The 23,747-nt window shown below is 56.4% G+C and carries 26 protein-coding genes; 16 read left to right on the top strand and 10 right to left on the bottom strand.

The annotated features are described in order from the left end of the window. Window positions 1-22: 22 nt before the first annotated feature. Window positions 23-553 (bottom strand): Hsp20/alpha crystallin family protein, encoded by a 531-nt coding sequence (locus RLW55_RS11130; RefSeq protein WP_409560721.1) that lies wholly within the window; start codon window positions 551-553, stop codon window positions 23-25. A 200-nt stretch (window positions 554-753) separates the two neighbouring features. Between RLW55_RS11130 and RLW55_RS11125 the strand changes: the two genes are divergently transcribed. From RLW55_RS11125 to RLW55_RS11105, 5 genes are read left to right on the top strand one after another with little or no spacing between them, the layout of a single operon-like run. Next, the gene (locus RLW55_RS11125; protein WP_423414216.1) at window positions 754-1,083 is read left to right on the top strand and encodes a hypothetical protein; all 330 of its coding nucleotides are present in this window, start codon (window positions 754-756) and stop codon (window positions 1,081-1,083) included. A gap of 41 nt (window positions 1,084-1,124) precedes the next feature. Then, complete coding sequence (locus tag RLW55_RS11120) at window positions 1,125-1,775, top strand: BON domain-containing protein (protein ID WP_013948678.1); 651 nt, start codon at window positions 1,125-1,127, stop codon at window positions 1,773-1,775. A gap of 21 nt (window positions 1,776-1,796) precedes the next feature. Then, the gene (locus tag RLW55_RS11115) at window positions 1,797-2,216 is read left to right on the top strand and encodes a CBS domain-containing protein (protein WP_013948679.1); all 420 of its coding nucleotides are present in this window, start codon (window positions 1,797-1,799) and stop codon (window positions 2,214-2,216) included. A gap of 10 nt (window positions 2,217-2,226) precedes the next feature. Further along, window positions 2,227-2,868: a dienelactone hydrolase family protein gene (locus RLW55_RS11110; RefSeq protein ID WP_423414215.1), complete on the top strand. Its 642-nt coding sequence runs from the start codon at window positions 2,227-2,229 to the stop codon at window positions 2,866-2,868. A gap of 9 nt (window positions 2,869-2,877) precedes the next feature. After that, entirely contained in the window at window positions 2,878-3,558 is a 681-nt protein-coding gene (locus tag RLW55_RS11105) for a phosphoribosyltransferase (RefSeq protein ID WP_414463454.1), read from the top strand. Between the two features lie 16 nt (window positions 3,559-3,574). Here RLW55_RS11105 and RLW55_RS11100 read toward each other — a convergent pair whose 3' ends face one another. From RLW55_RS11100 to RLW55_RS11090, 3 genes are read right to left on the bottom strand one after another with little or no spacing between them, the layout of a single operon-like run. Continuing rightward, the gene (locus tag RLW55_RS11100; protein WP_423414214.1) at window positions 3,575-3,904 is read right to left on the bottom strand and encodes an HPF/RaiA family ribosome-associated protein; all 330 of its coding nucleotides are present in this window, start codon (window positions 3,902-3,904) and stop codon (window positions 3,575-3,577) included. Between the two features lie 47 nt (window positions 3,905-3,951). Further along, the gene (locus RLW55_RS11095) at window positions 3,952-4,467 is read right to left on the bottom strand and encodes a BCAM0308 family protein (protein WP_423414213.1); all 516 of its coding nucleotides are present in this window, start codon (window positions 4,465-4,467) and stop codon (window positions 3,952-3,954) included. Between the two features lie 18 nt (window positions 4,468-4,485). Continuing rightward, on the bottom strand, window positions 4,486-4,935 hold the full coding sequence (locus tag RLW55_RS11090) for a DUF3775 domain-containing protein (protein WP_409563293.1): 450 nt from the start codon (window positions 4,933-4,935) through the stop codon (window positions 4,486-4,488). Between the two features lie 162 nt (window positions 4,936-5,097). Here RLW55_RS11090 and RLW55_RS11085 point away from each other — a divergent pair, with 162 nt between their 5' ends. From RLW55_RS11085 to RLW55_RS11050, 8 genes are all read left to right on the top strand, one after another. Then, window positions 5,098-5,535: a universal stress protein gene (locus tag RLW55_RS11085; protein ID WP_409560728.1), complete on the top strand. Its 438-nt coding sequence runs from the start codon at window positions 5,098-5,100 to the stop codon at window positions 5,533-5,535. Window positions 5,536-5,602: 67 nt separating this feature from the next. Continuing rightward, window positions 5,603-8,176, top strand: coding sequence for a cation-translocating P-type ATPase (locus RLW55_RS11080; RefSeq protein ID WP_423414212.1), 2,574 nt, complete (start codon window positions 5,603-5,605; stop codon window positions 8,174-8,176). A gap of 71 nt (window positions 8,177-8,247) precedes the next feature. Beyond that, on the top strand, window positions 8,248-8,595 hold the full coding sequence (locus RLW55_RS11075) for an ArsR/SmtB family transcription factor (protein ID WP_013948685.1): 348 nt from the start codon (window positions 8,248-8,250) through the stop codon (window positions 8,593-8,595). Continuing rightward, on the top strand, window positions 8,592-9,116 hold the full coding sequence (locus RLW55_RS11070) for an arsenate reductase ArsC (protein WP_409560730.1): 525 nt from the start codon (window positions 8,592-8,594) through the stop codon (window positions 9,114-9,116). Before RLW55_RS11075 ends, RLW55_RS11070 begins: the two co-directional genes overlap by 4 nt. Window positions 9,117-9,118: 2 nt before the next feature. Beyond that, window positions 9,119-10,183 (top strand): ACR3 family arsenite efflux transporter, encoded by a 1,065-nt coding sequence (gene arsB / locus RLW55_RS11065; protein ID WP_423414211.1) that lies wholly within the window; start codon window positions 9,119-9,121, stop codon window positions 10,181-10,183. 3 nt (window positions 10,184-10,186) lie between these two features. Further along, a complete protein-coding gene (gene arsC / locus RLW55_RS11060) occupies window positions 10,187-10,600 on the top strand; it encodes an arsenate reductase (glutaredoxin) (protein ID WP_409560732.1) in 414 nt (137 codons plus the stop codon). After that, window positions 10,597-11,340 (top strand): arsenical resistance protein ArsH, encoded by a 744-nt coding sequence (gene arsH, locus RLW55_RS11055; RefSeq protein WP_423414210.1) that lies wholly within the window; start codon window positions 10,597-10,599, stop codon window positions 11,338-11,340. Before arsC ends, arsH begins: the two co-directional genes overlap by 4 nt. A 269-nt stretch (window positions 11,341-11,609) precedes the next feature. Then, window positions 11,610-12,182 (top strand): hypothetical protein, encoded by a 573-nt coding sequence (locus RLW55_RS11050; RefSeq protein WP_423414209.1) that lies wholly within the window; start codon window positions 11,610-11,612, stop codon window positions 12,180-12,182. 154 nt (window positions 12,183-12,336) lie between these two features. Here RLW55_RS11050 and RLW55_RS11045 read toward each other — a convergent pair whose 3' ends face one another. Further along, on the bottom strand, window positions 12,337-13,065 hold the full coding sequence (locus RLW55_RS11045; RefSeq protein WP_423414208.1) for a c-type cytochrome: 729 nt from the start codon (window positions 13,063-13,065) through the stop codon (window positions 12,337-12,339). 540 nt (window positions 13,066-13,605) lie between these two features. Between RLW55_RS11045 and RLW55_RS11040 the strand changes: the two genes are divergently transcribed. Beyond that, the gene (locus RLW55_RS11040) at window positions 13,606-14,793 is read left to right on the top strand and encodes an SEL1-like repeat protein (protein WP_423414207.1); all 1,188 of its coding nucleotides are present in this window, start codon (window positions 13,606-13,608) and stop codon (window positions 14,791-14,793) included. A gap of 41 nt (window positions 14,794-14,834) precedes the next feature. Here the strand turns inward: RLW55_RS11040 and arcC are convergent, their stop codons facing one another. The 4 genes from arcC to ptcA are packed head-to-tail and all read right to left on the bottom strand — an operon-like array spanning window position 14,835 to window position 19,334. Continuing rightward, a complete protein-coding gene (gene arcC, locus RLW55_RS11035; protein WP_423414206.1) occupies window positions 14,835-15,737 on the bottom strand; it encodes a carbamate kinase in 903 nt (300 codons plus the stop codon). A 3-nt stretch (window positions 15,738-15,740) separates the two neighbouring features. Beyond that, window positions 15,741-16,865: an agmatine deiminase gene (gene aguA / locus RLW55_RS11030; RefSeq protein WP_423414205.1), complete on the bottom strand. Its 1,125-nt coding sequence runs from the start codon at window positions 16,863-16,865 to the stop codon at window positions 15,741-15,743. Then, a complete protein-coding gene (locus tag RLW55_RS11025) occupies window positions 16,858-18,282 on the bottom strand; it encodes an APC family permease (RefSeq protein WP_414463464.1) in 1,425 nt (474 codons plus the stop codon). Before RLW55_RS11025 ends, aguA begins: the two co-directional genes overlap by 8 nt. A gap of 20 nt (window positions 18,283-18,302) precedes the next feature. Further along, window positions 18,303-19,334, bottom strand: a complete 1,032-nt coding sequence (ptcA, locus tag RLW55_RS11020) for a putrescine carbamoyltransferase (protein WP_423414204.1) — start codon at window positions 19,332-19,334, stop codon at window positions 18,303-18,305. Between the two features lie 552 nt (window positions 19,335-19,886). Between ptcA and RLW55_RS11015 the strand changes: the two genes are divergently transcribed. Both RLW55_RS11015 and RLW55_RS11010 read left to right on the top strand, forming a co-directional pair. Then, on the top strand, window positions 19,887-20,456 hold the full coding sequence (locus RLW55_RS11015) for an HdeD family acid-resistance protein (protein WP_409560741.1): 570 nt from the start codon (window positions 19,887-19,889) through the stop codon (window positions 20,454-20,456). Window positions 20,457-20,681: 225 nt separating this feature from the next. After that, on the top strand, window positions 20,682-22,514 hold the full coding sequence (locus RLW55_RS11010) for a metallophosphoesterase family protein (RefSeq protein WP_423414203.1): 1,833 nt from the start codon (window positions 20,682-20,684) through the stop codon (window positions 22,512-22,514). On the opposite strand, the gene RLW55_RS11005 is transcribed toward RLW55_RS11010, so the two are convergent. Next, a complete protein-coding gene (locus RLW55_RS11005; RefSeq protein ID WP_423414202.1) occupies window positions 22,414-23,385 on the bottom strand; it encodes an AI-2E family transporter in 972 nt (323 codons plus the stop codon). The genes RLW55_RS11010 and RLW55_RS11005 overlap by 101 nt on opposite strands. Window positions 23,386-23,747 lie beyond the last annotated feature (362 nt).

The following is a 23,747-nucleotide window of genomic DNA, read 5'->3' as shown; positions in this document are numbered from 1 at the left end:
CCCGGCGGGAGGTGGCGCTGCTTTATGCGGCTTTGACCGCGATCTTTTTCTCGGCTGTCTTGGCCTCGCTCGTCTTTGGCAGCGTTACGGTCAGGACGCCCTTCTTAAAGTTTGCCTCAATCTTTCCGGTATCGACACCTTCCGGAACGCTGAAGCGGCGCTCGAACGAACCATACCGACGCTCGGAGAGAAAATAATCCTTCTTCTTCTCCTCTTTCTCTTCCTTCTTCTCCCCTTTGATGGTCAGCATTCCATTGGCGAACTTTACATCGATATTGTTCTCATCAAGGCCCGGAAGCTCAGCGGTGATCTCGTAAGCTGTGTCTTTATCGACGATGTCGACAGGCGGCGTAGACACAAAGCTCAGTTCCCGTCGCAATAATGGCTCAATACCGAGGCGTGAGCCGCGGAACGGCGATCGCAAGAAACCTCGGTCAAACTCTTCGATAAGATCCTCGAACTGATGGCGAATATTTTCGAGCGGCCACCACTCGCGGCTCGATGTAGGTTCTCTCTGAGATTTTACCGGAAGTTTTACTGCAGGTTCTGCCATGGCACAAAACTCCTTGTTGATCGATACTCAACGATCATCTTTAGGCAGATCAAACGCAGGTGCCGCGTTGATGAGCGTCAAAAGATGACGATCTAAATTGAACTTCGCTCACTTGAGCATTCCGCGGCAACATTGAGATGCATCAATGAGAGGCGCGGAATAGCAGCAAAAATCGCACTGACAATTCGGAGGTGCGCAATATGCTTCACGAAATGTTTGATCCAAAAGCGCCCGGACCTGGCTTGGCAGCGTTGATGCCCAATTGGCCTGGATTTCAAGCACTCGCTGTCTCCCTTCGTCTCAATGAAGAGATCGCGCGCAATTGGATGGAATTTTTGCAGAAGCGTTACTTGAAGGACGTGGATGCGTTGCAGCGCACCATAGCGATCAAGTCGCCAAACGAATTCACGTCGTTCGCCATCGCATTCTGGCAAGACGCAGCGAAGGATTATTTCTCAGAACTGAGTGCGCTGCAAAAAATTTTATTGTCGGGAACCGCAACCGGATCTCTGCGCGCACCGACAGCCTAGCGAAGTTTTTTTTGAGCTTTATCGTAAGAGGATTTTTGGCCATGAACGATATGCAGCTTCGTCAGTTGGTCATAGACGAACTGGAATTCGAACCGAGCATCAACTCGATAAATATTGGCGTTTCGGCGAGCGGAGGCGTCATCACGCTCCACGGACACGTTCGCAGCTACGCGGAAAAAGTCGCCGCGCTTCAGGCTGCACGTCGGGTGAAAGGCGTTCGTGCCATCGCCCAGGAAATCGATGTTTGCTATCCGGCGGAAATCAAGACGTCGGATGAGGAGATTGCAAAGCGCGTACTGAGCGTCTTGAAATGGCATGCCATGATACCCGACGAACACGTCCGAGTGACGGTGCAGAAAGGTTGGGTCAATCTGAGCGGCGAACTCGATTGGCAATACCAAAAGAAGATCGCTGAAGACGAGGTCAGAAAGCTGATGGGCGTGATCGGCGTAACAAATTCCATAGTGGTGAAATCGCCCGTTGAGGCCCCGGATATCAAAAAGAAAATCGAGGCCGCACTGGCTCGCAACGCCCATGTCGAGGCTGAAGGAATCCGCGTCGCCGTTTTAGACAATCGAGTTTGTCTCGAAGGCCATGTCAACAGCTGGGAAGATCACGACATCATCGAGAATGCCGCTTGGTCCGTTCCCGGCGTGCAAGGGGTCGATGATCGTCTCACCGTTGCTTCGTAAAATGGGAAGGGAGTAAGTCCCATGAAAGTCAAAGATGTCATGCATAAAGGTGCCAAATGGGTTGCCCCCGATACACTTGTTTCGGAGGTCGCCAGAATGATGAAAGACCTCGATATCGGAGCTGTTCCGATCGGGAAAGATGATCGTCTCATCGGCATGGTGACCGATCGCGATATTACGTGCAGAGGGTTTGCCGACTCCGCCAATCCTTCCGCCCTGACCGCAGAGAAGGTCATGACAAAGGGCATCATCTATTGCAAGGCCGACGAAGATATCGAGGATGCCATCCGTTTGATGGAATCGAAGAAGATCCGACGACTTCCGGTCATTGACGATAAGAAAAGAATGGTGGGCATGCTTAGCCTCGGAGACGTCTCGCACGCGGTCGTCCGTAATCTCTCTGGCGAGGTGATCAGCGCCGTATCTGCACACCACGCTTAAGGAGGCGTCAGTGGCGGTCGATATTCTGGAAGAAGAGGATGTGACGATTGGGTTGCCGGCGCTTCAGGGCAGCCTTGTCATTCCGAGCGGCGCACGCGGGATTGTTATATTTGCACACGGCAGCGGTTCAAGCCGCCTTAGCCCTCGTAACCGGTATGTCGCCGACGTCCTCAATGAAAATAGATACGCCACCCTCCTCTTCGATCTCTTGACCGAGGCCGAAGCTTCCGACCGCCGTAATGTGTTCGATATCTCGCTCCTGGCGCGTCGCGTCCAGATGGCGGTGAACTGGACGCTCGAGGAGCCTAAGACAGCCGACCTTACCCTCGGTCTCTTTGGCGCAAGCACCGGCGCTGCCGCGGCATTGGTCGCAGCGGCTGCACTCGGTCCGGCTATTTCGGCAGTGGTATCGCGCGGCGGCCGTCCCGATTTAGCAAAAGAGGCATTGGGAGGCGTCACCGCTCCCACGCTCCTGATCGTTGGCGGCGACGACATTGGCGTGATCGAACTCAACGAATTTGCCGCTCGGCACATGACTTGTACCCGAAAGCTGCAGATCGTCCCAGGAGCAGGGCATCTTTTCGAGGAGCCGGGCACTTTGGATCGTGTTATTGCACTCTCAATCAGCTGGTATGATCAATATTTGACGTGAGGATATCAGATGAGTTTCTGGCTGCCGTTTAGAAGCCGAGAAGAGGCGGGACGCGCCCTTGCATCTGTGCTTTCCAAGCAAAAGTTCGAAAATCCGATCATTCTAGCCATGCCGCGTGGCGGTGTGCCGGTCGCCATCGAGATCGCCAAACAGCTGAAGGCACCGCTCGATTTTGTTTTCGTGCGCCGCATCGGCGTTCCGGGGCACAAAGAGGTCGCCATGGCGGCGGTCGTCGATGGTGCAGCGCCGGAGCTTGTTCTCAACGAAGAGATCAGCGCACAAATCGAAATCCCGCAAGCCTATATCGATCGCGAGATGAAAGCTGAGCTTCATGAGATCGAGCGCCGAAGACGGGAATATGCCAGCACGGCGGCTGGACCCGCTATCACGGGACGAACCGCTATCATTGTCGATGATGGCATCGCGACCGGCACCAGCATGCGGGCCGCAATAAACGCACTCCGCAGAAAGAAGCCAAAGGAACTTATTGTAGCCGTTCCCGTCGCGCCTCTGGAAACTGTCAACTCGCTTCGTTCCGATGTAGATGCGGTGATCTGCTTACAAACTCCGGAGCCGTTTTACGCTGTCGGTATGCACTATAAGGACTTCCATCAGATCGACGATGATGAGATTGCGAAAGCACTGCACGAATTCCGAAAAGGCGCAAATCTTGCGCAACACACGGCCTGACCTTCGTGTTTCTGTCCTAGGCCTGCCGCTTGCGAGTCAGATCCTGAAGCTGACGACGCGCTGCCGCGAAGGCATCTGAAATTGTAACGTTCATATCCTCGTGGCGACCCGTCACGCTCGGCTCACGGCTCACCGCAATATCGTTGGCGCCTGGAACCGTAATGAGTAGCCGGATGCTATAGCAATCTCCATGCCGGCGGCGATGTTGCGGCCGCCCTATAACGATCCGCGCCGATGTAATCCGATCGTAGAACTGCTCGAGTTTCTTTGCCTCGTCGCGAACCCGGATCGCGATGTAATCAACTGGTTTTATGTGCTCAAACGAGATTTGAAGAGGGATCTGCATGGAAACACTCCCGCGATGTCGAACATTGCTGCGAATTTGAATGGCTCTTACTCGTCGCGACGCCAGTGAGCCCTCACGAAATAGTCCCCTTCGCTGTAGTCAATATCAAATTGGCCCTTGTAGGCGTGTTCGAGCGCATGCCCGAGACGGCGCGGCAGATGAATATCTGTGGTGGTTATGATCGCCGAGCCGTTTGCATCGGCGATCTCAATAATCCTCGACAAGGGGTGCTCGGCGTTTTGATCGGATTGCGTGTTTCGAATTAACTCGAAAATCTCGCCCTTGTGTTTTTGGAAAAACTTGCCAGACAGCGTGACTTCACCTGCCGGATATTTATCGTTCTCCCGCAGACACGCAGGGCACAATTGCCTCGCAGCGTCAGTCGGCGCGCTTTCCAGCCACTGCCAACGACCATCGAGAAATACGGCTCCGCACTGATTGCAGACTGTCGGCTCTTGCAGCTTCCCTCGCGCCTTGTAAGGATCATGCCGATGCGGCTCGATAAGATGCGATTTCATAAGATCATGGCGCGGTTCTGTGCGATGTAAATCTCGTGTTTTCATCGTCGTCGCCTTTCACAATTAAAGGTGGTCCAGCTCAAATTTCTCGCAGGAACGACCGAGAAGCGCGAAGCCGTCTTCCAAGAAGTCCCCAAGCAATGGAATGCCAAGCAAATAGCGCGCTGTGTTTTTGTTGTGCGCCCGGGTCGCCTCTTTGCGCACATCGGCCCAATCCGCGGCCGAATAGTCTTCGCGGCCAAGCCAAACAAGCGCAACGAGATCAATCTGCTCGTCTTCATTCATGTCGTTGATTACCGATGTTAGTTCTTCAACGACGGGATCGTCCGCATGATCTTCGAGAACAGATGTCATCTTGTCGTCGGACGCGTTCGAGCCGGGATCTGGATCACTGACGGCGTCTTTCGCGTCGAACTCCCGCGCCTTCGCAATAATAAAGCAAACCTTTTCGGGAGAAATTTGAAGCTCAGGCAGTGCAGGCGCTTCATCAATAATTCTAGTAGTCTTCGCCATTTTCGGATTCCTCCAAATGATGCAAAAATGGCTATGTTTCCTGAACCGACCTTGATCGCCGTCAAGCACATCCGGACGCTCAAACTGCTTTGAGATTGACGTTCATCAAGGAAAACAGTGCGCTAGCGAAGATCATCCGCAAACATCTTTTCGGAAAGCGATATGTACAAACATTTACTCATCGCGACAGACGGATCAGAGCTTGCTCAACGTGCGGTCGCACAGGGCTGCGAGTTGGCGAAAGCGCTCGGGTCGAAAGCAACGATTGTAACAGTCACCGAACCGTGGAGGATGGTCGCCCCGGCCGAAGTCGCGGTGGTGTATCCGATCGAAGATTATGAAAAAGCGGCGGCTTCAAATGCGAGTAAAATTCTCGCCGATGCTGCTTCTGCAGCCGCCAAAGTCGGAATAACCTGCGAGACCGTGCACATCAAAGACGAATTTCCGGCTGAGGGCATCGTCCAGGCGGCTCAAGCGCGGGCCTGTGATCTGATTGTTATGGCATCTCACGGACATCGCGGCCTGATGGAATTTGTACTTGGCAGTCAGGCCCACCGCGTCGTCACGACCTGTGCTGTCTCTGTGTTGATCTGCCGATGAGCGATTTCCTTCACTTATCCGACAATGCAACGGCGACGCTTGCGGCCAGAAGTTATAGTCATTTTTTATGATGGCCCTTGACGCGGACAACGTGGAGCGGAGTTCCCAGTTTGAAGCCGGCCTCACCATGGACGAGGCGCGGAAGCGGCTCGCCACTGAGGGGCCAAACGAGCTTGAACGTAAGAGCAGCCGCTCTGCATTCGCGATTGCGTTGGAGGTGCTGCGCGAGCCGATGTTTCTGTTCCTCGTCTGCGCTGGCGGGATCTATGTCATCCTTGGCGAAACGAGTGAAGCAATTGTCCTCTGTCTTTTTGCGACAACTTCCGTCGCCATCGCAATTGTCCAAGAGTTTCGCAGTGAACGTGTGCTGGACGCCCTAAAAGAGCTCTCGAGCCCCCGTGCTCTCGTCATTCGGGATGGAGAGCGTCGCCGCATCGCTGGCAGAGATGTTGTCCGCGGCGATATTTTGATCATCAGCGAAGGTGATCGGATTGCTGCCGATGGACTTTTGATTGAAGGTGACTTGTCGGCCGATGAGTCACTTTTGACAGGGGAATCCGTGGCCGTCCGCAAGGTTCCTGTCGATAGGGATGCCTCGGTTCCGATAGACCGAAAACCCGGTGGCGATGATACGCCTTACTTGTTTTCCGGCACGCTCGCCGTTCGGGGACAAGGCAAAGCCGAAGTTGTCGCAACCGGAGGCCGAAGCGAGATCGGAAAAATCGGTGCCTCACTCGCCCGAATTGAACCGGAACCGCCCCGGCTCAAGGCCGAGATCAATAGTCTCGTGCGGATGTTCTCGATTATCGGTGTGGCGGTCTGCTCTCTCGCTTTCCTATTGCAATGGGCATCGGGGCATTCCGTGCTCCCCGCCCTCCTTGCAGGCATCTCGCTTGGCATGGCGATGCTGCCCGAAGAATTCCCGCTCGTCCTCACCGTCTTTACGGTCATGGGTGCTTGGCGCCTTTCGCGCGCCCAGGTTTTAACGCGACGTGCGGCCGCGATAGAGGCACTCGGCGAAGCCACCGTCCTCTGCACCGATAAAACAGGGACGTTGACAGAGAACCGTATGTCGATTGCTGAACTGCGCTTGCAGACAGGCGAGACATTTGGCGCGAGCCAGCCAGAGGCGTCGGGTTCGTTGCCCACTCAGTTCCATCGCCTCATCCGCGCCGGAGCGCTGGCTTCGCAACCGACGCCTGTCGACGCCATGGATATCGCTATCGTCGATTTTGCCGAGGCGCGTTCTTGCGGCACAGAATCGCGAAATCGGGACGTCTTGGAGCGCACCTATGGCATGACACGGAAGCGCCTGGCCGTGGTAAATGCTTGGCGGGCGAATTCTACGAGCGAATTTAAAATAGCGGCCAAAGGCGCGCCCGAGACGATAGCCAACCTGTGCGGGTTATCGGCCGCCGAGTATGCCGGGGTCTCCACGATGACGGATACGATGGCGCGCGAGGGGCTGCGCGTGTTAGCCATTGCCGAAGCGACGTTTTCTGAAAGAGATCTGCCGCTCGAGCCGAACGCTTTCAATTTTCAATTTGTGGGACTCATCGGCCTCGCTGATCCGATCAGGGCAGATATTGCCAATGCAGTCAGCGAGTGCAGGGCCGCTGGCGTTCGCGTCGTCATGATCACCGGCGACTATCCGACGACTGCCCTTGCAATCGCCCGTAAAGCCGGTATCGACGCAAGCCGTGTGGTCTCGGGCCCCGAAATCGAGAGCATGGCTGCGGCGGCTCTCGGCCGCAACATCAGGGAATGTTCCATCTTCGCGCGAATTACGCCGGCCGACAAGTTGCGCATCGTTCAAGCGCTTCAGTCGAACGGCGAGATTACTGCGATGATTGGTGATGGTGTAAACGATGCTCCATCTCTGAAGGCAGCCCACATCGGTGTGGCTATGGGCGGTCGCGGAACTGACGTGGCCCGTGAAGCGGCTGCACTCGTTCTCCTGAATGACAACTTCAGCTCGGTCGTCACTGCTATTCGGTTAGGCCGTCGAATATTTGACAATCTTCGCAAGGCAACGGGCTTCATCGCAGCTATTCACGTGCAGATCGCAGGAGTCGCTTTGTTTCCAATCATCGCTGGACTGCCACCGATCCTTGGCCCCTTACATATTGCCTTCCTCGAGCTCATCATCGACCCAGTCTGCTCGATCGCCTTCGAAAACGAGCCGGAAGAATCCGATGTCATGAGCCGCCCGCCTCGATCGACAAAGGCTCCCCTCCTCTCATTGGCGCGGCTCCTATGGTGTTTGCTGCAGGGTGCAATAGCGTTTGCTCTCATTGCCTGCCTCTATGTTGCGTCTTTGCGGTATGGTCTTCCCGCCGACCAGGCTCGCTCCCTCTCCTTCGGAGCAATGATCGCATCCTCGGTTGCATTGGTTATTATCAATCGCAGCTTTGACAATGTGCTCTTCGGATCTCTCGTCCGACCCAACCCCATGCTCTGGGCAGTCTTCACACTCGCTACGGCAATCTTTGCGACAACTCTTTACTGGACACCTGCACGCGCCCTTTTCGACTTTGGCGCTTTTCACGCTCATGACGCGCTCATATCAGTCAGCGTGGGCGTTGTACTGCTGATAATCCTGGAGCTGCTGAAAGGCATATTTGATCGCCCCATCCGTTGATGGGAGGGGAGACGTGAGTGAGCAGTCTTTATAAGGCTTGCACATTTCAATAATTCTTGTATTGTCAATTTATGAACACTGATGAAGCTGTCACTCGTCTCGCGGCGTTGGCCCACGATCAGCGCCTCGCTATCTTCCGGCTCCTGGTGCGGGAGGGCCCAAACGGGCTGCCTGCAGGTGAGATCGCTGAAGCTGTTGGCGCCACCCCAACAGGAGCGTCATTTCATCTTAAAGAATTGGACCGCGCCGGACTAATCCATGCCACGCGCGTTGGCCGGTACATCCGCTATGCGGCGCACTTTGAGGGAATGCGACAACTCTTGAGCTTTCTCACCGACGACTGCTGCCAGGGAAATCCGGAGCTTTGCGGCTCGACAATCAAAAAGGCGCGTAAGCTGTGTAAGGGAGAAGCGAAATGAACCGAGATCGACCGTATAACGTCCTCTTTCTCTGCACCGGCAATTCCGCCCGTTCCATCATGGGCGAGGCCATCATCAACCGCATCGGGGCAGGGAAGTTCAAAGGCTACAGCGCGGGCAGCATGCCAAAAGGTGAGGTTCACCCGCTGGCCGTCAATCTTCTGAATAAGCTCAACTATGGCACCGGTTCTCTCCGCTCAAAGTCCTGGGAGGAGTTCACGGCAGCCGGTGCACCTGAATTGGATTTCGTCTTTACCGTTTGCGATAACGCCGCCAACGAAGTTTGCCCGATCTGGCCGGGGCAGCCGATGACAGCGCACTGGGGCCTGCCGGACCCCGCCGAGGCTCAGGGGGATGAAGCTCAGCGAGCGCTCGCCTTCGCCGATACGTACCGCATGCTCAACAACCGGATTGGCATTTTCACCAGTTTGCCGCTCGCGTCACTCGACGAACTCAGCCTCCAGAATCGCCTCAACGATATTGGCCGATTGAAAGCTTCAGCCGTGCCGGAGAGAGCCTGAGCATGTCAACCTTCGAACGCTATCTGACAGTATGGGTCGCGCTCTGCATCGTTTTCGGCATCGCGCTTGGTCATTTCTTTCCCGTTGCCTTTGCAGAGATCGCCGCGGCGGAAGTGGCCAACGTGAACTTCGTCGTCGCGGCACTGATCTGGTTGATGATCATTCCGATGCTGGTGAAGATCGATTTCTCAGCGCTGTCCAAAGTGAAAGCTCATTGGCGCGGCATCGGCGTCACGCTTTTCGTCAATTGGGCGGTAAAGCCGTTCTCGATGGCGCTGCTGGGCTGGATCTTCGTCGGCTGGATATTCCGGCCGTACCTACCAGCCGAGGAGATCAACAGCTATATCGCCGGCCTCATTCTCCTCGCCGCTGCGCCGTGTACGGCCATGGTGTTCGTGTGGAGCAACCTCTCTGACGGCGAGCCGCATTTCACCTTGAGCCAAGTGGCACTCAACGACGTGATCATGGTTTTCGCGTTCGCGCCGATTGTCGGTCTGCTGCTAGGTCTTTCGGCGATCACGGTACCTTGGAACACGCTCCTCTTGTCGGTCGTGCTTTACATTGTGGTGCCGGTCATCATCGCGCAGGTGATCCGCAGCGTCGTCCTCTCGACCGGTGGCCAGGGGGCGCTGAACGCATTGCTTCGGCGCATTCAGCCTCTATCCCTCGTGGCCCTGCTCACCACGCTTGTCTTGCTATTCGGCTTTCAGGGCGAGCAGATCTTGGCGCAGCCATTGATCATCGCCATGCTGGCGGTACCCATTCTCATCCAGGTCTATTTCAACTCGGCGCTCGCCTACCTTCTCAACCGCGCGTCAGGCGAAGCTCATTGCGTGGCGGGACCCTCCGCGCTAATCGGCGCCAGCAACTTCTTCGAGCTGGCAGTCGCCGCCGCGATCAGCCTCTTTGGGCTACACTCCGGCGCAGCGCTCGCCACCGTCGTTGGCGTGCTGATCGAGGTCCCCGTGATGTTGTCTGTGGTGAAGATCGTCAATTCGTCGCGCGACTGGTACGAGGCCGGTCGGACGGTCAGAAAGCATGGCCTGTCCGCGCAAGCAGGAGAATGAGCGATGGCTATCACCATCTACCACAACCCAGCCTGCGGCACTTCCCGCAACACGCTGGCGATGATCCGCCAGAGCGGCGAGGAGCCGGAGATCATTGAATACCTCAAGACGCCGCCTTCGCGCACAACACTGGTGGACCTGATGAGGCGCATGGACATCACTCCCCGCGAGCTGCTCCGCCAAAAGGGAACGCCCTTTGCGGAACTTGACCTGGGCAATGCCAAGTGGACCGACGATCAACTCATTGATTTCATGATGGAGCACCCTATCCTCATCAACCGGCCGATCGTTGTCACACCGATAGGCGTGAAGCTGTGCCGGCCATCGGAGAAGGTGCTCGACATCCTGGCGGAGCCGAACATCGGCAACTTCACCAAAGAGGACGGCGAAGTGATTGCGGCAAGAAAGAAGGCTTGATGAGCAAGAACGGCGCCAGCGACCTGCCCAACATCGCGCACGAGCATCTGCACATTCCCGCCCATAATAAGCTCGCCGCGGCGGGTAGCCATAAGCCGCGTATCCTTTTGCTCTACGGTTCACTACGCGCGCGGTCGTACAGCCGCTTTCTCACGATGGAAGCGGCGCGATTGCTGGAGCATTTCGGGGCCGAAACGAAGATCTTTCACGCGCATGGCTTACCGCTGCCAGATGACGCGCCGGCAACCCACCCCAAAGTGCAGGAATTGCGCGAGCTTGCCGCCTGGTCCGAGGGCCAGGTTTGGTGCTCGCCGGAACGGCACGGTGCGATAAGCGGCGTGATGAAGTCACAGATCGATTGGATACCTTTGTCTACGGGCGCTATTCGTCCCACCCAGGGCAAGACGCTGGCCGTGATGCAGGTCAGCGGCGGCTCTCAGTCCTTCAATGCTGTGAACCAGATGCGCGTGCTGGGCCGCTGGATGCGGATGATCACCATCCCGAACCAGTCTTCCGTCGCGAAGGCCTTCAATGAATTCGACGAGGACGGCCGCATGAAGCCGTCAGCGTATTACGACCGCGTTGTAGATGTGATGGAGGAGCTGGTGAAGTTCACCCTGCTTACCCGCGACCGCGCTGATTATCTTGTCGACCGTTACAGTGAAAGGAAGGAAAGCGCCGAGGAACTGTCGCGTCGCGTGAACCTGCCCTCGGCCGTGAACGACACGCCGCGGCGGTAAAACCTTTAAACGACCGCTCGTTCGGACACTCATTACGCCGAGTTCCGCCACTCGAATGGTGCAAATATAGCGTCTCGTCCGAGATGCATAGAAAACAGACTCAGAAATGCATTTGTGGCCTCCAGGCGTACCCCAAGTCGTCGTCCCTAAGTGGTAGAAATGCCATTTCGCACTTCGGCCAAGCGAACACACTCTCCTGTGGGTCGCGCAAGTCTGCTTAAGCCTTATATTATCATCGCCACCGCAGGTTCGGATTGGGACTCGGGCTTATGGCAACAAGCAACACTGACGAGAAGATATCGAACGCCCACGGCGTCATCGAGCTGCGGATTCAAAAGCTGGCGCAGCTTTTTAACTCGCTCGACCCATCGCCTTTTCACGAGCGGGATCTGGATCAAGATGCCGAAGATTACATCGTCGGCTGGGCACGCGAGTTACCATCAGATGCGCCTCTGAAGATTGTTATCCATTTGCCCGACGAGGCGATGCATGATGCTCAAAAGTGGGAGCTTCCGTCGGCGCTGGCAAACTACTTCACAGAACGCGCGCAATTTGCGCAACGCGAACTAAATGAGCTGTTTAGAATCGGACGTCTCTATTTATTCGTGGGCTCCGCCACCCTTGTGGCGTGTCTCCTCGGCAGCCAATTGGTGCGAAGCACGCTCGGCGCAGGGCCGCTTGCGGCCATCGTCTCCGAGAGCTTAGTCTTCTTTGGATGGGTCGCCAATTGGAAGCCGATCGAGACTTTTCTTTACGATTGGTTGCCGCTGAAGCGCCGGCGAGATCTGTTTCGTAGACTGGCGCAAGCGACTGTGCACCTGGAGAGAATTCCGTCGGGATGATCGTGGAGCTGCTCTCAAAAGAGCGTGCAATCGACGGACGTCGCAGGCCTCGGCGCGTCGATACGTTAGGGACCAACATCAACTGCCGAAGAACTTGTCAGGTCACGGCTACAATGAACTCATGCTAACAATGATGCCGAGACTGGCATTGGGTTCACTGTGCCTGCTGGCTCTCCAAATAGGAGACCAGCTGATCAATTTCACGATCAGCGGCATCAGGTGGCATGTTCTCGTAGAAATAGCCTTCCCACGCAAGCAGCCGCATTGTTCCGTGCCCACTGATGCCGCCATCGCGGATAATTCGTTCCACCCTTCCTCTGGGGAACCAACCCCCGTTGCGCTTGGAGATTTGGGTTAGATCGGGAGCGGGCTTCTTCAGCGCTTCAGCAAACATCCCAGGGCCTACGCCTATTCCATGGCATAAGGCGCAGTAGGTTCGGTACGTTTGTTCGCCCGCTTTGAACCTCTGATCGGGAATCGCCTTTGGCGCTTCATCGATAGTTTCCCGAGCTTTGCCGAGGACATCCTTCGTCGCATCTTCGGTCTTATCGAATAGCTCATCCGCGCTTCGTTGCGCCTTGTCCAAGACTTCCGTCGTTTTATGGTGAGCATTGTCAATGGAACGCGGAATGACAATTCGCGCTTTGTCGATTGCGTCTTTGACTGCTCGCCTTGCCTTTTCGATTGCGTTCAAAGCGGCTTTCTTGGCGACATCAATGGCCGCTTTAGCATCTTCCCCGGCATCCGTTGGGGTTTCGGACGTGGTTTGCGCAGATTGAAATTGCTCGGAGAATGCCGCAGGGCTACCGACCAACAGAAGCCCAAAAACTCCTATCGCGATTGCGACGTAATGAAATGGCGTGTGATTCCCGCTCTTGGACATGACGAAACCTCCCGAGCAATGAATGGCTTCGAGGCTCGCATATGCACTGCCAGTGATGCTTGATTCACATCAATCAAATCTGCTCGAGAGCTGAGGCTCATAGGGAAGCCTCTTCTTTGAAAGATGTCGTCGCGAAGGAGCAACCGAGTCGGCACGATCGATATCCGCGGCCGAGATGTACCAGCCGTTTGAAATCAATTTTTAGCTGGGCTAGCACCACGCGAGCCTAGAAGGTTGGCTCAAAATTACTTGGAACTGCGTCTGAAAACGGCCATTTAAATGGCCACGCCATTCCATTTTATCAATGAAAACCAATGTCTTGATGCATGTCTACGGTGCCCCGCACGAGCCCGGGCGATATGACTAAAACATTTGCCGCAGACGTCAGATGGCCATCAGCGCATGCAATGCCTTGGCCTAGCGCGAATCTTACACATCCTGCAATCGTTGGTGCCGCCGGTGATGTCATGAGCGAAGCTATTCGATGCCTCGAAGGCGATGATAGCCGTTGCAGCTACCCGCCGCATATCGCGGATCGTTTTGAACAAGCACGGCATAAGACGGAGAAGAGAATTGGCACGAATATTCGTCTTCGCCTTGGCAGCCGTGCTTATGAATTTCTTTAGTCACACGGGCGCCTACGCGAGGGACGCTGACCCGAAAGGGGTGGCACTCTGGGAAGCCGGTTCCAAGGCATACGACGACGGAAACCTAACTCAGGCGCGAGAGCTGCTGTCACACGCAGCAGACGCCGGCAATGCTTCTGCGATGAACCTTTTGGCGTCGATCCTACAGAAAGGATTGGGGGGCGACGCGGACTTACCAGCCGCTCGAAAATGGTATGAAGCGGCCGCAAATAACGGTGACCTATCAGAAGCAATGTTCAGCCTGGCCATGATGCTGCATGACGGCCAAGGCGGCCCCAAAGACGTTGCCTCTGCTCGTTCCTGGTTTGAGAAAGCAGCGAATGCCGGGAATGTCCCGGCGATGGATTGGATGGGCTATCTTTATCAGGATGGTGAGGGCGGCCCTCAAGATTTCGCGGCGGCGCGATCGTGGTTTCAGCGGGCGGCTGATCAGGGCGACGCCAACGGCTTGTACAGAATGGGCTACTATTTTGAAACCGGGAAGGGTGGCCCGGCAAATCCCCAGGGCGCGCGCGAAATGTATCAGAAGGCGGCCGAAAAGGGCCTCGTTCGGGCCATGACCTACTATGCGAAAGTTTTGTATGACGGGACCGGCGGTCGAAAGGATTTAAGCGGAGCGCGGGACTGGGCTCAAAAAGCGGCCGAAAAAGGTGATGCGGACGCTATGGGGATGCTCGCAACAATCTACGCGCACGGGCAAGGCGTTGCCGTGAATTATTCATCGGCGCGTACATGGGCTAAGAGCGCGTCTGAAGCCGGCTGTTCGTTTGCGATGCCTCTATATGGCTTTCTCCTCGAAAGGGGCTTGGGTGGCCCTAAAAATCTTCAGGAAGCCCGCCAGTGGTACGAGAAGGCTGCCAATGCGGGTGATCGCATCGGCATGTACGACTACGGCATTGCTTTGATCCAGGGGAAAGGCGGTCCCCGCATGACGAAAGACGGCCGTGCATGGCTGCAGAAAGCCGCCGCCTTGGGAGACCCGGACGCCAAGAGATATCTGGCGCGCAAAGGAAGCGGCGGTCGTCGCACCGTTCGAAAACCTACCTATGAATCGTCCCTGGGGGGATTTCTGCCCTTCTAAGGATCCACGGATCTGGTGAAATCACCGCAACGATGAGGCCATCAGGGGAGCACGATCGTGCCACCCTTTCCGCTCAATACAGACTGCACAGCGGACAAGGATCCGATAACGGCGGCGCGACCGGTCCGTTCGGCGAAGTTGCACGCTGCGCTTACCTTCGGTCCCATTGAGCCCTCCGCAAAGCCATGGCGGCGCAAATCGAGCGATTTGATTTTTCCGATGGCCTTTTGTTGCGGCGTTCCCCAGTCGAGATAGACAGCGTCGACATCAGTGAGGATGGCCAGCTGATCGGCTCCAAGCTTCTCGGCGAGGAGTGCTGCGGCTAGATCCTTGTCGATGACGGCTTCGACGCCACTGATCCTGCCGTCCGGGTTGCGACGGACGGGTATGCCGCCGCCGCCGGCGCAGATGACAAGAACGCCGCTGCGAACGAGACTATCAATAATCGGGAGTTCAACGATTTCCACCGGCTGGGGAGAAGGCACAACCCTGCGAAATGACTTCCCATCTTGCGCGTACGTCCAAGAATGCTGCTCCCGAAGCGACGCAACTTCTTCTGAAGTGTAGACGGGACCAATCGGTTTCGTCGGCCGTTGAAATGCTGGATCGCTGCCATCGACGATAGTCTGTGTAATGAGCGCCGCGGTGGGACGTTCCGGGCTCGCATTTCGCAGTTCCTGAGCGACGACGTAACCGATCATCCCCTGCGACTCGGCCCCGAGCACATCGAGCGGATAAGGCGGGAGCGCCTTGTAGGCATTGGCTTCAAGAGCGAGCAAGCCCACTTGAGGACCGTTTCCATGCACGATGACGATTTCATGCCCCTTACATGCCAGGGCCAATGCATCGGCAGCGGCGCGCATATTGCGCCGCTGATTTTCTGCAGACAAAGGCTCGCCGCGTTTCAACAACGCGTTCCCGCCAAGGGCAACGACAATCCGCATCTGCTATGCGGCTCCTGCCATACGGAGCAGACGTCGGCCGAGCGGCTCCTGCTGGGTGATGCAATGGATGTTGCCGCCACCAAGAACGATCTCACGCCCGGGCACGCTTACGATCCGCCGGGTCGGAAAGAGTTTCGCCAACGCATCCTGCGCCGGATCGTCAGCTGGATCGTTGAAGCGCGGCATCACGATTACGTCGTTGGCGATGTAGAAATTGACGTATGATGCTGCGAGCCGATTGCCTGCTTCGCGCGGTAGCGTTCCAGCAACCTTATCGACTCCGGCGGCTTCTTCAGCCGTGATCAAGACTGGTTTTGGCGCGACGAGCTTGTGAATGTTCAGCCGCCTCCCGCGTGCGTCAGTCGCCTTTTCGAGCCGTTCCAAGGCGCCCGCCGAAATCGCATATTGCGGATCGGAGCGATCTTCCGTCCACGTCAGCACAACTTCTCCGGGCGCAACGAAGCGGCAGAAATTATCAGTGTGGCCGCTCGTCTCGTCGAGATAGACGCCTTTTTCCAACCAGATGATCTTCTCGAGATTGAGATAGTCACAGAGATACTTCTCGATCTCGGCACGGCTTTTATCGGGATTGCGGTTCGGATTGAGTAAGCACTCTTCTGTGGTCAAGAGCGTGCCTTGCCCGTCGACATCGATTGAACCGCCTTCGAGAATGAAGTCCGGCGCGTACCGATCATCCCTTTCGAGTTCTATGACTTTCTCACCGACGAGGTCGTCTTGATCCCAAGGGAAGTAGAGCCCTCCGGCAAGCCCACCCCAAGCATTGAATTTCCAGTCGATACCCCTCACCGCGCCCGCATCATTTACGACGAATGTCGGCCCGCAATCGCGGATCCAACTGTCGTTGCTCGTCATTTCGACGAGACGTACGGACGGGTCGAGCATCTCTCGGGCGATAAGATATTGAGCGGGAGATGCACAGACAGTTACCGGCTCTCCCTGGGCGATCGCGGCGGCGACAGCCGCGAAAGCATGCTGTGCAGGCTTTGCACCACTTCGCCAGTTATCCGATCGCTCAGGCCAGAGCATCCAGCAACCAATGTGGGGCTCCCATTCCGCCGGCATACGAAAGCCGTCCTGCTTGGGTGTCGTTGCGAGGACTTTAGACATGGGCAATCTCCTTCGTCGGTTTCGCTGGTTCGGGACGTTTGCCATGGACGAGGAATTCGCCGACGATGACCGTGAGCACGACGCCTCCGACCACGGCGCCTATGTAGGTCATATCAACCGCGCCGGGCTTGTAGATGAAGAAGACGATAGCCTGCAGGATAAAGAGCATGCAGATGCTGCTCAGCAGCACAGCAACCGGATAGCCGCCGGGAACGCGATAAGGACGTCGAATATCTGGATCATCCTTACGTAGTTTCAGGAACGAGAGGAACAGCAGGAAGTAGGGAAGCAGGAAGACGACGGACGAGAACGCGAAGGTCGTCCAGAAGAGATCTTCGGAACTTTTTGCGAGCCACCCGTAAATCAACAGCACGACGCTGGCGATGACACCGCACAGGATAGCCGAGTTGGCGGGTGTCTTATAAACAGGATGAAGCTTGGCGAAGATCGACGGCAGATCACCACGATTGGCCGCTTCGGCGGCCGATCGGTTTGCTCCGATCGACCACGTCGTCATGTTGGCGATCAATGTATAGAGCGTCATCACGCATAGGGCGATGACCGGAACATTGCCGGAGATGCCTGCGCCGAAGATCTTTTGAAACGTATCCGGCAGGCCCTTAATGAGGCCAATGTCGGAAAGCGGGAGTGCGAGCAGAATGCCGACGGTTGCCAGAATGTAGAAGAACGCGATGATCGACCCCGAGCGTACGATTGCCCACGGCACGTCCCGCCCAGGATTTTCCATCTCCTCACCCGCTCCGGACATCAGCTCGAAGCCGAGGAAATTATAGATAATGACCGGAAGGAACGCGAGACTATCGCCCCAGTGCGGCGTGAGCGTCGCGAGGCTGAACTCGTTCGCGGGACCGTTATGCATTGCGTAGGCAATGCCGCCGAGGCCGAGCGCGAGCATGATAATCACTTTGAAAATGGCGCCGATATTCGGCACCCATTTCCCGACCTCCAGGGTGATGATATTGATGCCGACGGTGAGCCACGTCAGGCCCAGCGTGATGACAATCTTCGTCCACAGGCTCATATCCGGCGCAATCAATTCTGCCAGAATGCCTGCAAAGAGGATGTACACAGACGGCATCCAGAAGGCGACGTTGACCCACCAGAGCCAAGCGGTACGTCCAGCCCAGACGGGTCCGAAGGCGCGGCGAACCCAGGCATAGATGCCGCCCTCCTCCGTGTAGGTGCTGCCAAGCTCAGCAGTGATCAGACCATACGGAATGAAGAACAAGACGAGCGTGAATATCCACCAGAAGATCGATTGCACGCCGATCGAGGCCGCTGCCGTCAGCTGGTCAATGACGAGTACCGCACAGACGGTAAACAAGGTCATATCCAAGCCGTGGAGAACCTTTTGGAAGCGCGGAGGCCGCACTGCACCCGGGGCTGAGACCGCCATTGGATTATCCTCTTATGTTTTTAGCTGACGAGTTCGGTTGCACGCATGTGGAAGTCATCGACAGCGCTCCGATACCGGGCGATAGCGCTTGGATCCGCGATCTTCAGGCGCGGATAGACGAAGTAGGCCAGCAGGGCCTTCTCGGTATGGAGCCGATTTTCAGATTGGTCGTAGATAATTGATTGAGGTCCATCCATGACGGCATCTGTCACCTCGACACCACGTGATGCCGGCAAACAGTGCATGAACTTGGCGTGCGCGGGAGCACGTGCGAGCAGGCTTTCGTTGACCTGATACTTCGGCATGAAAGCCCGTTCGCGATCAGGAATTTCAGCTTCCTGTCCGATCCACCACCAGAGATCCGTATAGATGAAGTCGGCGTCTTTAACCGCTGCATTAACGTCATCTGTAACAGTAAGGGTGCCGCCGGACTTCGCGATATTGGCGCGGGCGATATCCTGCCAGGCCTTCGGGGCCTGATAACGCACAGGTGCAGCGTGCGTGAAATGCATGCCCGTCTGCGTGCAAATCATCATCAGCGAGGAGCAAACGTTGGTCGCATCACCGACGAACGTCACATGGACGTCGGTCAGCGACTTATCCGGAAGCTTGTGCTCCATCATCGTGAAGACGTCACACACGACCTGGGTCGGATGGTTGTAGTCCGTCAAGCCATTCATGACCGGCACGGTCGAATTTGCCACGAGATCGAGAACCGTCTTGTGCTTGAGCGTTCTCGCTTCAATCACGTCGACCATACGACTGATCACCTCTGCCGTATCGCGGATGCTCTCGCGCTTGCCGAGGTGGATCTCTCCCGGTCTCAAATAGAGAGCGTGACCACCAAGCTTGGTCATCGCGACTTCGAACGAAACACGCGTGCGTGTCGATGGCTCTTCGAAGATCATGCCCAGCGACGCACCTTGAAGGAGCCGCGGGCATGCGCCTGCCTTGTCAGCTTCCTTAAGAAGGCGGACAAGGTCCATGATCCGCAGCAGCTCCTCGCGCGAGAAGTCCTGTGTGTCGATGAAGTGTCTTAAAGCTGCAGCCATCTGTCTTCTCCGTTGAGCTCATCGGAGTTCTGGTTGCTCGCGCTCTTTTCGGCCTTGATGGAGGTCAACGTTCAGTCGAACGGATGCGGTCGAGGCGCGTCTCATTACGACTCGGGATTTAACGATGACGCGGCAGCCCCCCGATCCAATCACCCGCTTCAGGCGCCTTGCTTTCCCCGCCTACGAATTGGCGGCATGTGATCAGGAATTCATCAAGACAATCAATTGAGAAACAAAAGAGAAGACAGTTCCTCGGCGCGCTCTCTATAATGGTGGGAGACGGGGGACACTTGGCAGCTAACAAGCAAACCAAGGAGTCCGTATCATGCAGTCTCTCCTCGCGGCCGCTTCGCCGGTAAATTCTTCTGTCTTTCATAGCGACGCCATCTATCGCAGACGATCAGATGTCCGTAAGCGCACGTCATATGCTGGGCGATGGCGCCATTAAACATTTCACGTGCCGCTTATGATCCAACGGTCGGCGCGCACTCTTTGGCGCTACTCATGGATCAGCATTTCCCGTTCCTCGTTCGATAGATTGAGAGGTTCGTCATGACCGCCAGTCCTGTTTCTGCGAGACCTACAGAGGCCTCGGACCCCAGTTGGTGGGGCGCTATTCTGGTCGGAGCCATTTTCGTCTTCGCTGGCATCTTCGTCCTGGGAGACGTCGTCGCTGCGACGGTAATCAGTACGATGCTCATTGGCATATTGCTGCTGGTGGCAGGCATATCGGAAATATTCCAAGCGTTTTCGACACAGCATTGGCGCGGCTTCATCTTGAGATTGCTTGTCGGCTTTCTTTACGGCGTCTGCGGAATAATGCTGATCACGGACCCTGCACGTGCTTCGGTTATCCTGACCTTAGTATTCGCGCTATCTCTGATCGCTTCGGGATGCGTTCGGATCGTCCAGTCGTTTCAGTATTGGGCTTTGTTCGGCCCACTACTGCTGATTTCCGGGATCATCGGCATCGTGGCAGGCCTCGTCATTCTCGCCAAATGGCCATTTAGTGGCCTGTGGGTCTTGGGACTTCTGGTCGGCATCGATCTCCTGTCTCATGGCATTTGGTGGATCTTCTTCGGAAGCAGGGTGCGCCAGGAGAACAGCGCCGCACTCGGTTGACGAACGCTGCGCGGACGGCGGCATTTGGCACCCCGGGCGAAGGCTCGCATGGAGCCTTCTTCTGGGGCGCCTCTTTATCGTTTATTCTGTAGAGACCACAATCAGTCGATCCCTAGCTCTGAGAGAGGGAGGAGAGAGCATGGACGCCGGAGCTGACACTTCGGCCTGCTTGCCTTAAGTGTTGCAAGTCTCGTGGCTTTGCCACCTCGTCAGAAAGAAGCGACCATGCAGTCGATCATCGACCCGCGGAACGGCGACGCCGAAGACGACGGATCGAGCACGAAACGACGAACATTGTTATCCCTTGCCGGAACGCTTCTCTCGGAAATCAGTTTGCCAAAGTTACTTGCGGCCTGGACTGCGCTGATCGTCGTTCCTGCGATCATGCTCGGAGCAGCGCCGGTTCTCGTTTCGATATGGATCGGAACGGTTTCATCGAAGACGGCCGCGATTTATACTGGTCTCTTCGCGCCGATCGCGTTGCTCGCCCTGATTGCGATCGGATGGTTTGGCGGCAAGCCATTATGGCGATTCGTCGAGACGAATTTCTGGTCACTGAATGCACTCGCGGTGCAGCCGGCTTACGCGATTGTGCGGGAAGCGGTCCGTCAATTCGCCGAGCGCTTCATGACCGCCAGCGCTGACCAGCGAAGCCGCGGCCGCGTGCGCGCAATGAGCGCTACTGTAGCCGGCGTTCTGATTTGCGCATTTGCGATCTGGGTCTTTACGCTCGTGTGGCCGCAGACGAGGTGGACGGGCTCCGTCAGCGATCTTTCATCGCCGACCAGACTGATAGGTATCGCGCTTTGCAACAGCGTCGCCATCGTCACCGCATATCTCGCGGCGGCGGCGTTGACTTGGGGACTGCCCGATACCCTGATGGCGCAGCCGCAGGATTTTTCTCCGAGGCCCGCTTCAGCTTCAGCAACAAAACTTTGGCGCGTCGTGCACCTTTCCGACATTCATACTGTCGGCGAGAGATATGGCTTTCGCATAGAAGGAGGACGCTCCGGCCCACGCGGCAACAATCGCCTTATGCAGCTTTTGGCGAAGCTCGACGCCATTCACGCACGAACACCACTCGATTTGATCGTGATCACCGGCGATATCACAGACGCAGGCCGCTCGACCGAATGGGCGGAATTTCTCGATGCAATGACGCACTATCCGCGGCTGTTAGAACTCACCGTGATACTCCCGGGAAATCACGATCTCAATGTCGTCGACAGAGCAAATCCTGCGCGACTCGATTTGCCTCTCAGTCCCAAGATGCGATTGCGCGAAGTTCGGGCGCTTGCCGCCATAACCGAGGTGCAAGGCAAGCGTGTCCGCATTTTCGATGACGAGAGCGATCAGTCCGGCGCGAGCTTGCAAAAGTCGCTTGAGCCTTTGGAAGAGCAAATTGCAGAATTTGCCGATAGCGGCGCCATGCGCCTATCATGGCGCCTCGCAAACGTTTGGGCGCAAAGCTTTCCGATGATTCTGCCGCCGCAGACGCCGGACGGGCTCGGCGTCATCCTGATGGATTCGAATGCCGAGACCCATTTCTCGTTCACGAATGCGCTCGGCCTTGTGACCACCGAGCAAATACATGCCGCCGACAAGGTCTTCGCACAATTTCCCAATGCCTACTGGATCGTTGCGCTTCATCATCACGTCGTCGAGTATCCCAAAGCCTCGAAGGCGCTTTCGGAGCGGATTGGCACGGCTCTGATCAATGGCAGCTGGTTCGTTCGTCGGATGCAACGACATGGGAAGAAGATCATCGTCATGCACGGCCATCGTCATATCGATTGGATCGGGCGCTGTGGCGAGCTGACGATCGTCTCTGCTCCGTCGCCAGTGATGGACGTGACCGACGATAAAGATACCTATTTTTATATCCATACGCTCGGCGCGGGACCGGACGGGCGATTTACCCTCTTCACGCCGGAGCGCGTTGTTCTTTCTGGCGCCCTCAATCCTGTGTCCCATGCCCCCGCAGCGGCGGTGCGCCGAAAAGATCCGCAATCCAATGCGTCGACGAATGAACCTCACACAGCGAAAGAAGCACTATGACGATCGGTACGCCAATGAAGGCTCCGGGAAGCCCCCAGAGGAACGTCCAGAAGAAGACTGAAAATAGGACGATGAAAGGCGATATCGACAATGCGTTCCCGACGAACCGCGGTTCCAGATAACTTCCGACCACAAACTGGATGACGTTGAGACACGCGAAAATGGCGACGGCCGCGGGCCACGATGCAAATTGCGCGACGGCAAACACGGTCGGAAACATGGTCGCGATAAATGGGCCGATGAAAGGTATGAAGTTCAGGGCGAATGCGATCACACCCCATTCGAGCGCCAGCGGCAGCCCCGCAAGCCACGCGAACATACATACCAAAAGGCCAGTGATCGCGCTCATCTGTGTGCGGACGAGCATATAGTGACGAAGCTTGGTGGCGGCGTTCGCTCCTCCGGTCAGTAGAACTGTGCCAAGGCTTCCTTGTCGCCACGCACGAAGTCTTGCGCATGCGTCGTCAACTTCGAGCAATCCGAGCAGCACATAAATGAAGACGACAATCAGGAAGCTGAGCGCAGTATTGAGCCGTGTGGTGACTTCCTGGGCCAGGCGCAACAATTGATCGCCACGGAAATAACTCGCCCATAGCCCGGCCAACTCGACACCATGACCTTCCAGCCACGACGTCAGCGAACCATAGAGAGCCTGCAGGCGGGCTGCGTCGTTCACGATAAATTGCCCCACGCGCCCCGCGGCCCAGGCAAGCAACATGGCAAAAGCGACGATCACGATGATGATCGCAGCTGTTGTTATTGCAACTGCGACGAGCCGGGCCATTCTGGCTTGCAGCAACCTCTGCAACGGCCAGGTGATGGCGATGATGAAGAGCGCGAAAGCGAGCGGCGCGAAGATCGTCTCGGCCACATATAGCGCCGCGCACGAGAGAATAGCGGCGCACACCCCCAGCATCGCAGTCTGGGAACGGGAGTTGGTTTGTCGTGAGGGCGGCTGATGAGAATCCACGCCGTAGTATCAGCCGGCATCGTGCCTTCGGTCAAGGAGCGCTCGACACCGTCGAGAAAACTCTGCCGCGCCGCATCAAAGCATCGATTGTGACGACGGCGTTTACATGCCATTTAGGCTTTTTTAAAAAAAGCGCGAAACTAAAAGACCGTCATCGGACAAAATTGCATATTTCGCGAACGGCGTCGATGCCGCCTCCGAGCGTTGCTCGGTCTGTCCCCTATCCTTTCTCGAATACTGCCCAATGAAATTCAACGCCATTG

Source organism: Hyphomicrobium sp. B1, assembly GCF_049532635.1.
GTDB lineage: Bacteria > Pseudomonadota > Alphaproteobacteria > Rhizobiales > Hyphomicrobiaceae > Hyphomicrobium_B.
Note: the sequence above shows the minus strand (reverse complement) of the source record. Positions and strands in the feature narration are given on the sequence as shown.

What these genes read in the sequence shown, in the direction of transcription:
- RLW55_RS11130 (WP_409560721.1), bottom strand. Translation starts at nt 553, where the DNA reads ATGGCAGAACCTGCAGTAAAACTTCCGGTAAAATCTCAGAGAGAACCT.
- RLW55_RS11125 (WP_423414216.1), top strand. Translation starts at nt 754, where the DNA reads ATGCTTCACGAAATGTTTGATCCAAAAGCGCCCGGACCTGGCTTGGCA.
- RLW55_RS11120 (WP_013948678.1), top strand. Translation starts at nt 1,125, where the DNA reads ATGAACGATATGCAGCTTCGTCAGTTGGTCATAGACGAACTGGAATTC.
- RLW55_RS11115 (WP_013948679.1), top strand. Translation starts at nt 1,797, where the DNA reads ATGAAAGTCAAAGATGTCATGCATAAAGGTGCCAAATGGGTTGCCCCC.
- RLW55_RS11105 (WP_414463454.1), top strand. Translation starts at nt 2,878, where the DNA reads ATGAGTTTCTGGCTGCCGTTTAGAAGCCGAGAAGAGGCGGGACGCGCC.
- RLW55_RS11100 (WP_423414214.1), bottom strand. Translation starts at nt 3,904, where the DNA reads ATGCAGATCCCTCTTCAAATCTCGTTTGAGCACATAAAACCAGTTGAT.
- RLW55_RS11095 (WP_423414213.1), bottom strand. Translation starts at nt 4,467, where the DNA reads ATGAAAACACGAGATTTACATCGCACAGAACCGCGCCATGATCTTATG.
- RLW55_RS11090 (WP_409563293.1), bottom strand. Translation starts at nt 4,935, where the DNA reads ATGGCGAAGACTACTAGAATTATTGATGAAGCGCCTGCACTGCCTGAG.
- RLW55_RS11085 (WP_409560728.1), top strand. Translation starts at nt 5,098, where the DNA reads ATGTACAAACATTTACTCATCGCGACAGACGGATCAGAGCTTGCTCAA.
- RLW55_RS11080 (WP_423414212.1), top strand. Translation starts at nt 5,603, where the DNA reads ATGATGGCCCTTGACGCGGACAACGTGGAGCGGAGTTCCCAGTTTGAA.
- RLW55_RS11075 (WP_013948685.1), top strand. Translation starts at nt 8,248, where the DNA reads ATGAACACTGATGAAGCTGTCACTCGTCTCGCGGCGTTGGCCCACGAT.
- RLW55_RS11070 (WP_409560730.1), top strand. Translation starts at nt 8,592, where the DNA reads ATGAACCGAGATCGACCGTATAACGTCCTCTTTCTCTGCACCGGCAAT.
- arsB (WP_423414211.1), top strand. Translation starts at nt 9,119, where the DNA reads ATGTCAACCTTCGAACGCTATCTGACAGTATGGGTCGCGCTCTGCATC.
- arsC (WP_409560732.1), top strand. Translation starts at nt 10,187, where the DNA reads ATGGCTATCACCATCTACCACAACCCAGCCTGCGGCACTTCCCGCAAC.
- RLW55_RS11050 (WP_423414209.1), top strand. Translation starts at nt 11,610, where the DNA reads ATGGCAACAAGCAACACTGACGAGAAGATATCGAACGCCCACGGCGTC.
- RLW55_RS11045 (WP_423414208.1), bottom strand. Translation starts at nt 13,065, where the DNA reads ATGTCCAAGAGCGGGAATCACACGCCATTTCATTACGTCGCAATCGCG.
- arcC (WP_423414206.1), bottom strand. Translation starts at nt 15,737, where the DNA reads ATGCGGATTGTCGTTGCCCTTGGCGGGAACGCGTTGTTGAAACGCGGC.
- aguA (WP_423414205.1), bottom strand. Translation starts at nt 16,865, where the DNA reads ATGTCTAAAGTCCTCGCAACGACACCCAAGCAGGACGGCTTTCGTATG.
- RLW55_RS11025 (WP_414463464.1), bottom strand. Translation starts at nt 18,282, where the DNA reads ATGGCGGTCTCAGCCCCGGGTGCAGTGCGGCCTCCGCGCTTCCAAAAG.
- ptcA (WP_423414204.1), bottom strand. Translation starts at nt 19,334, where the DNA reads ATGGCTGCAGCTTTAAGACACTTCATCGACACACAGGACTTCTCGCGC.
- RLW55_RS11015 (WP_409560741.1), top strand. Translation starts at nt 19,887, where the DNA reads ATGACCGCCAGTCCTGTTTCTGCGAGACCTACAGAGGCCTCGGACCCC.
- RLW55_RS11010 (WP_423414203.1), top strand. Translation starts at nt 20,682, where the DNA reads ATGCAGTCGATCATCGACCCGCGGAACGGCGACGCCGAAGACGACGGA.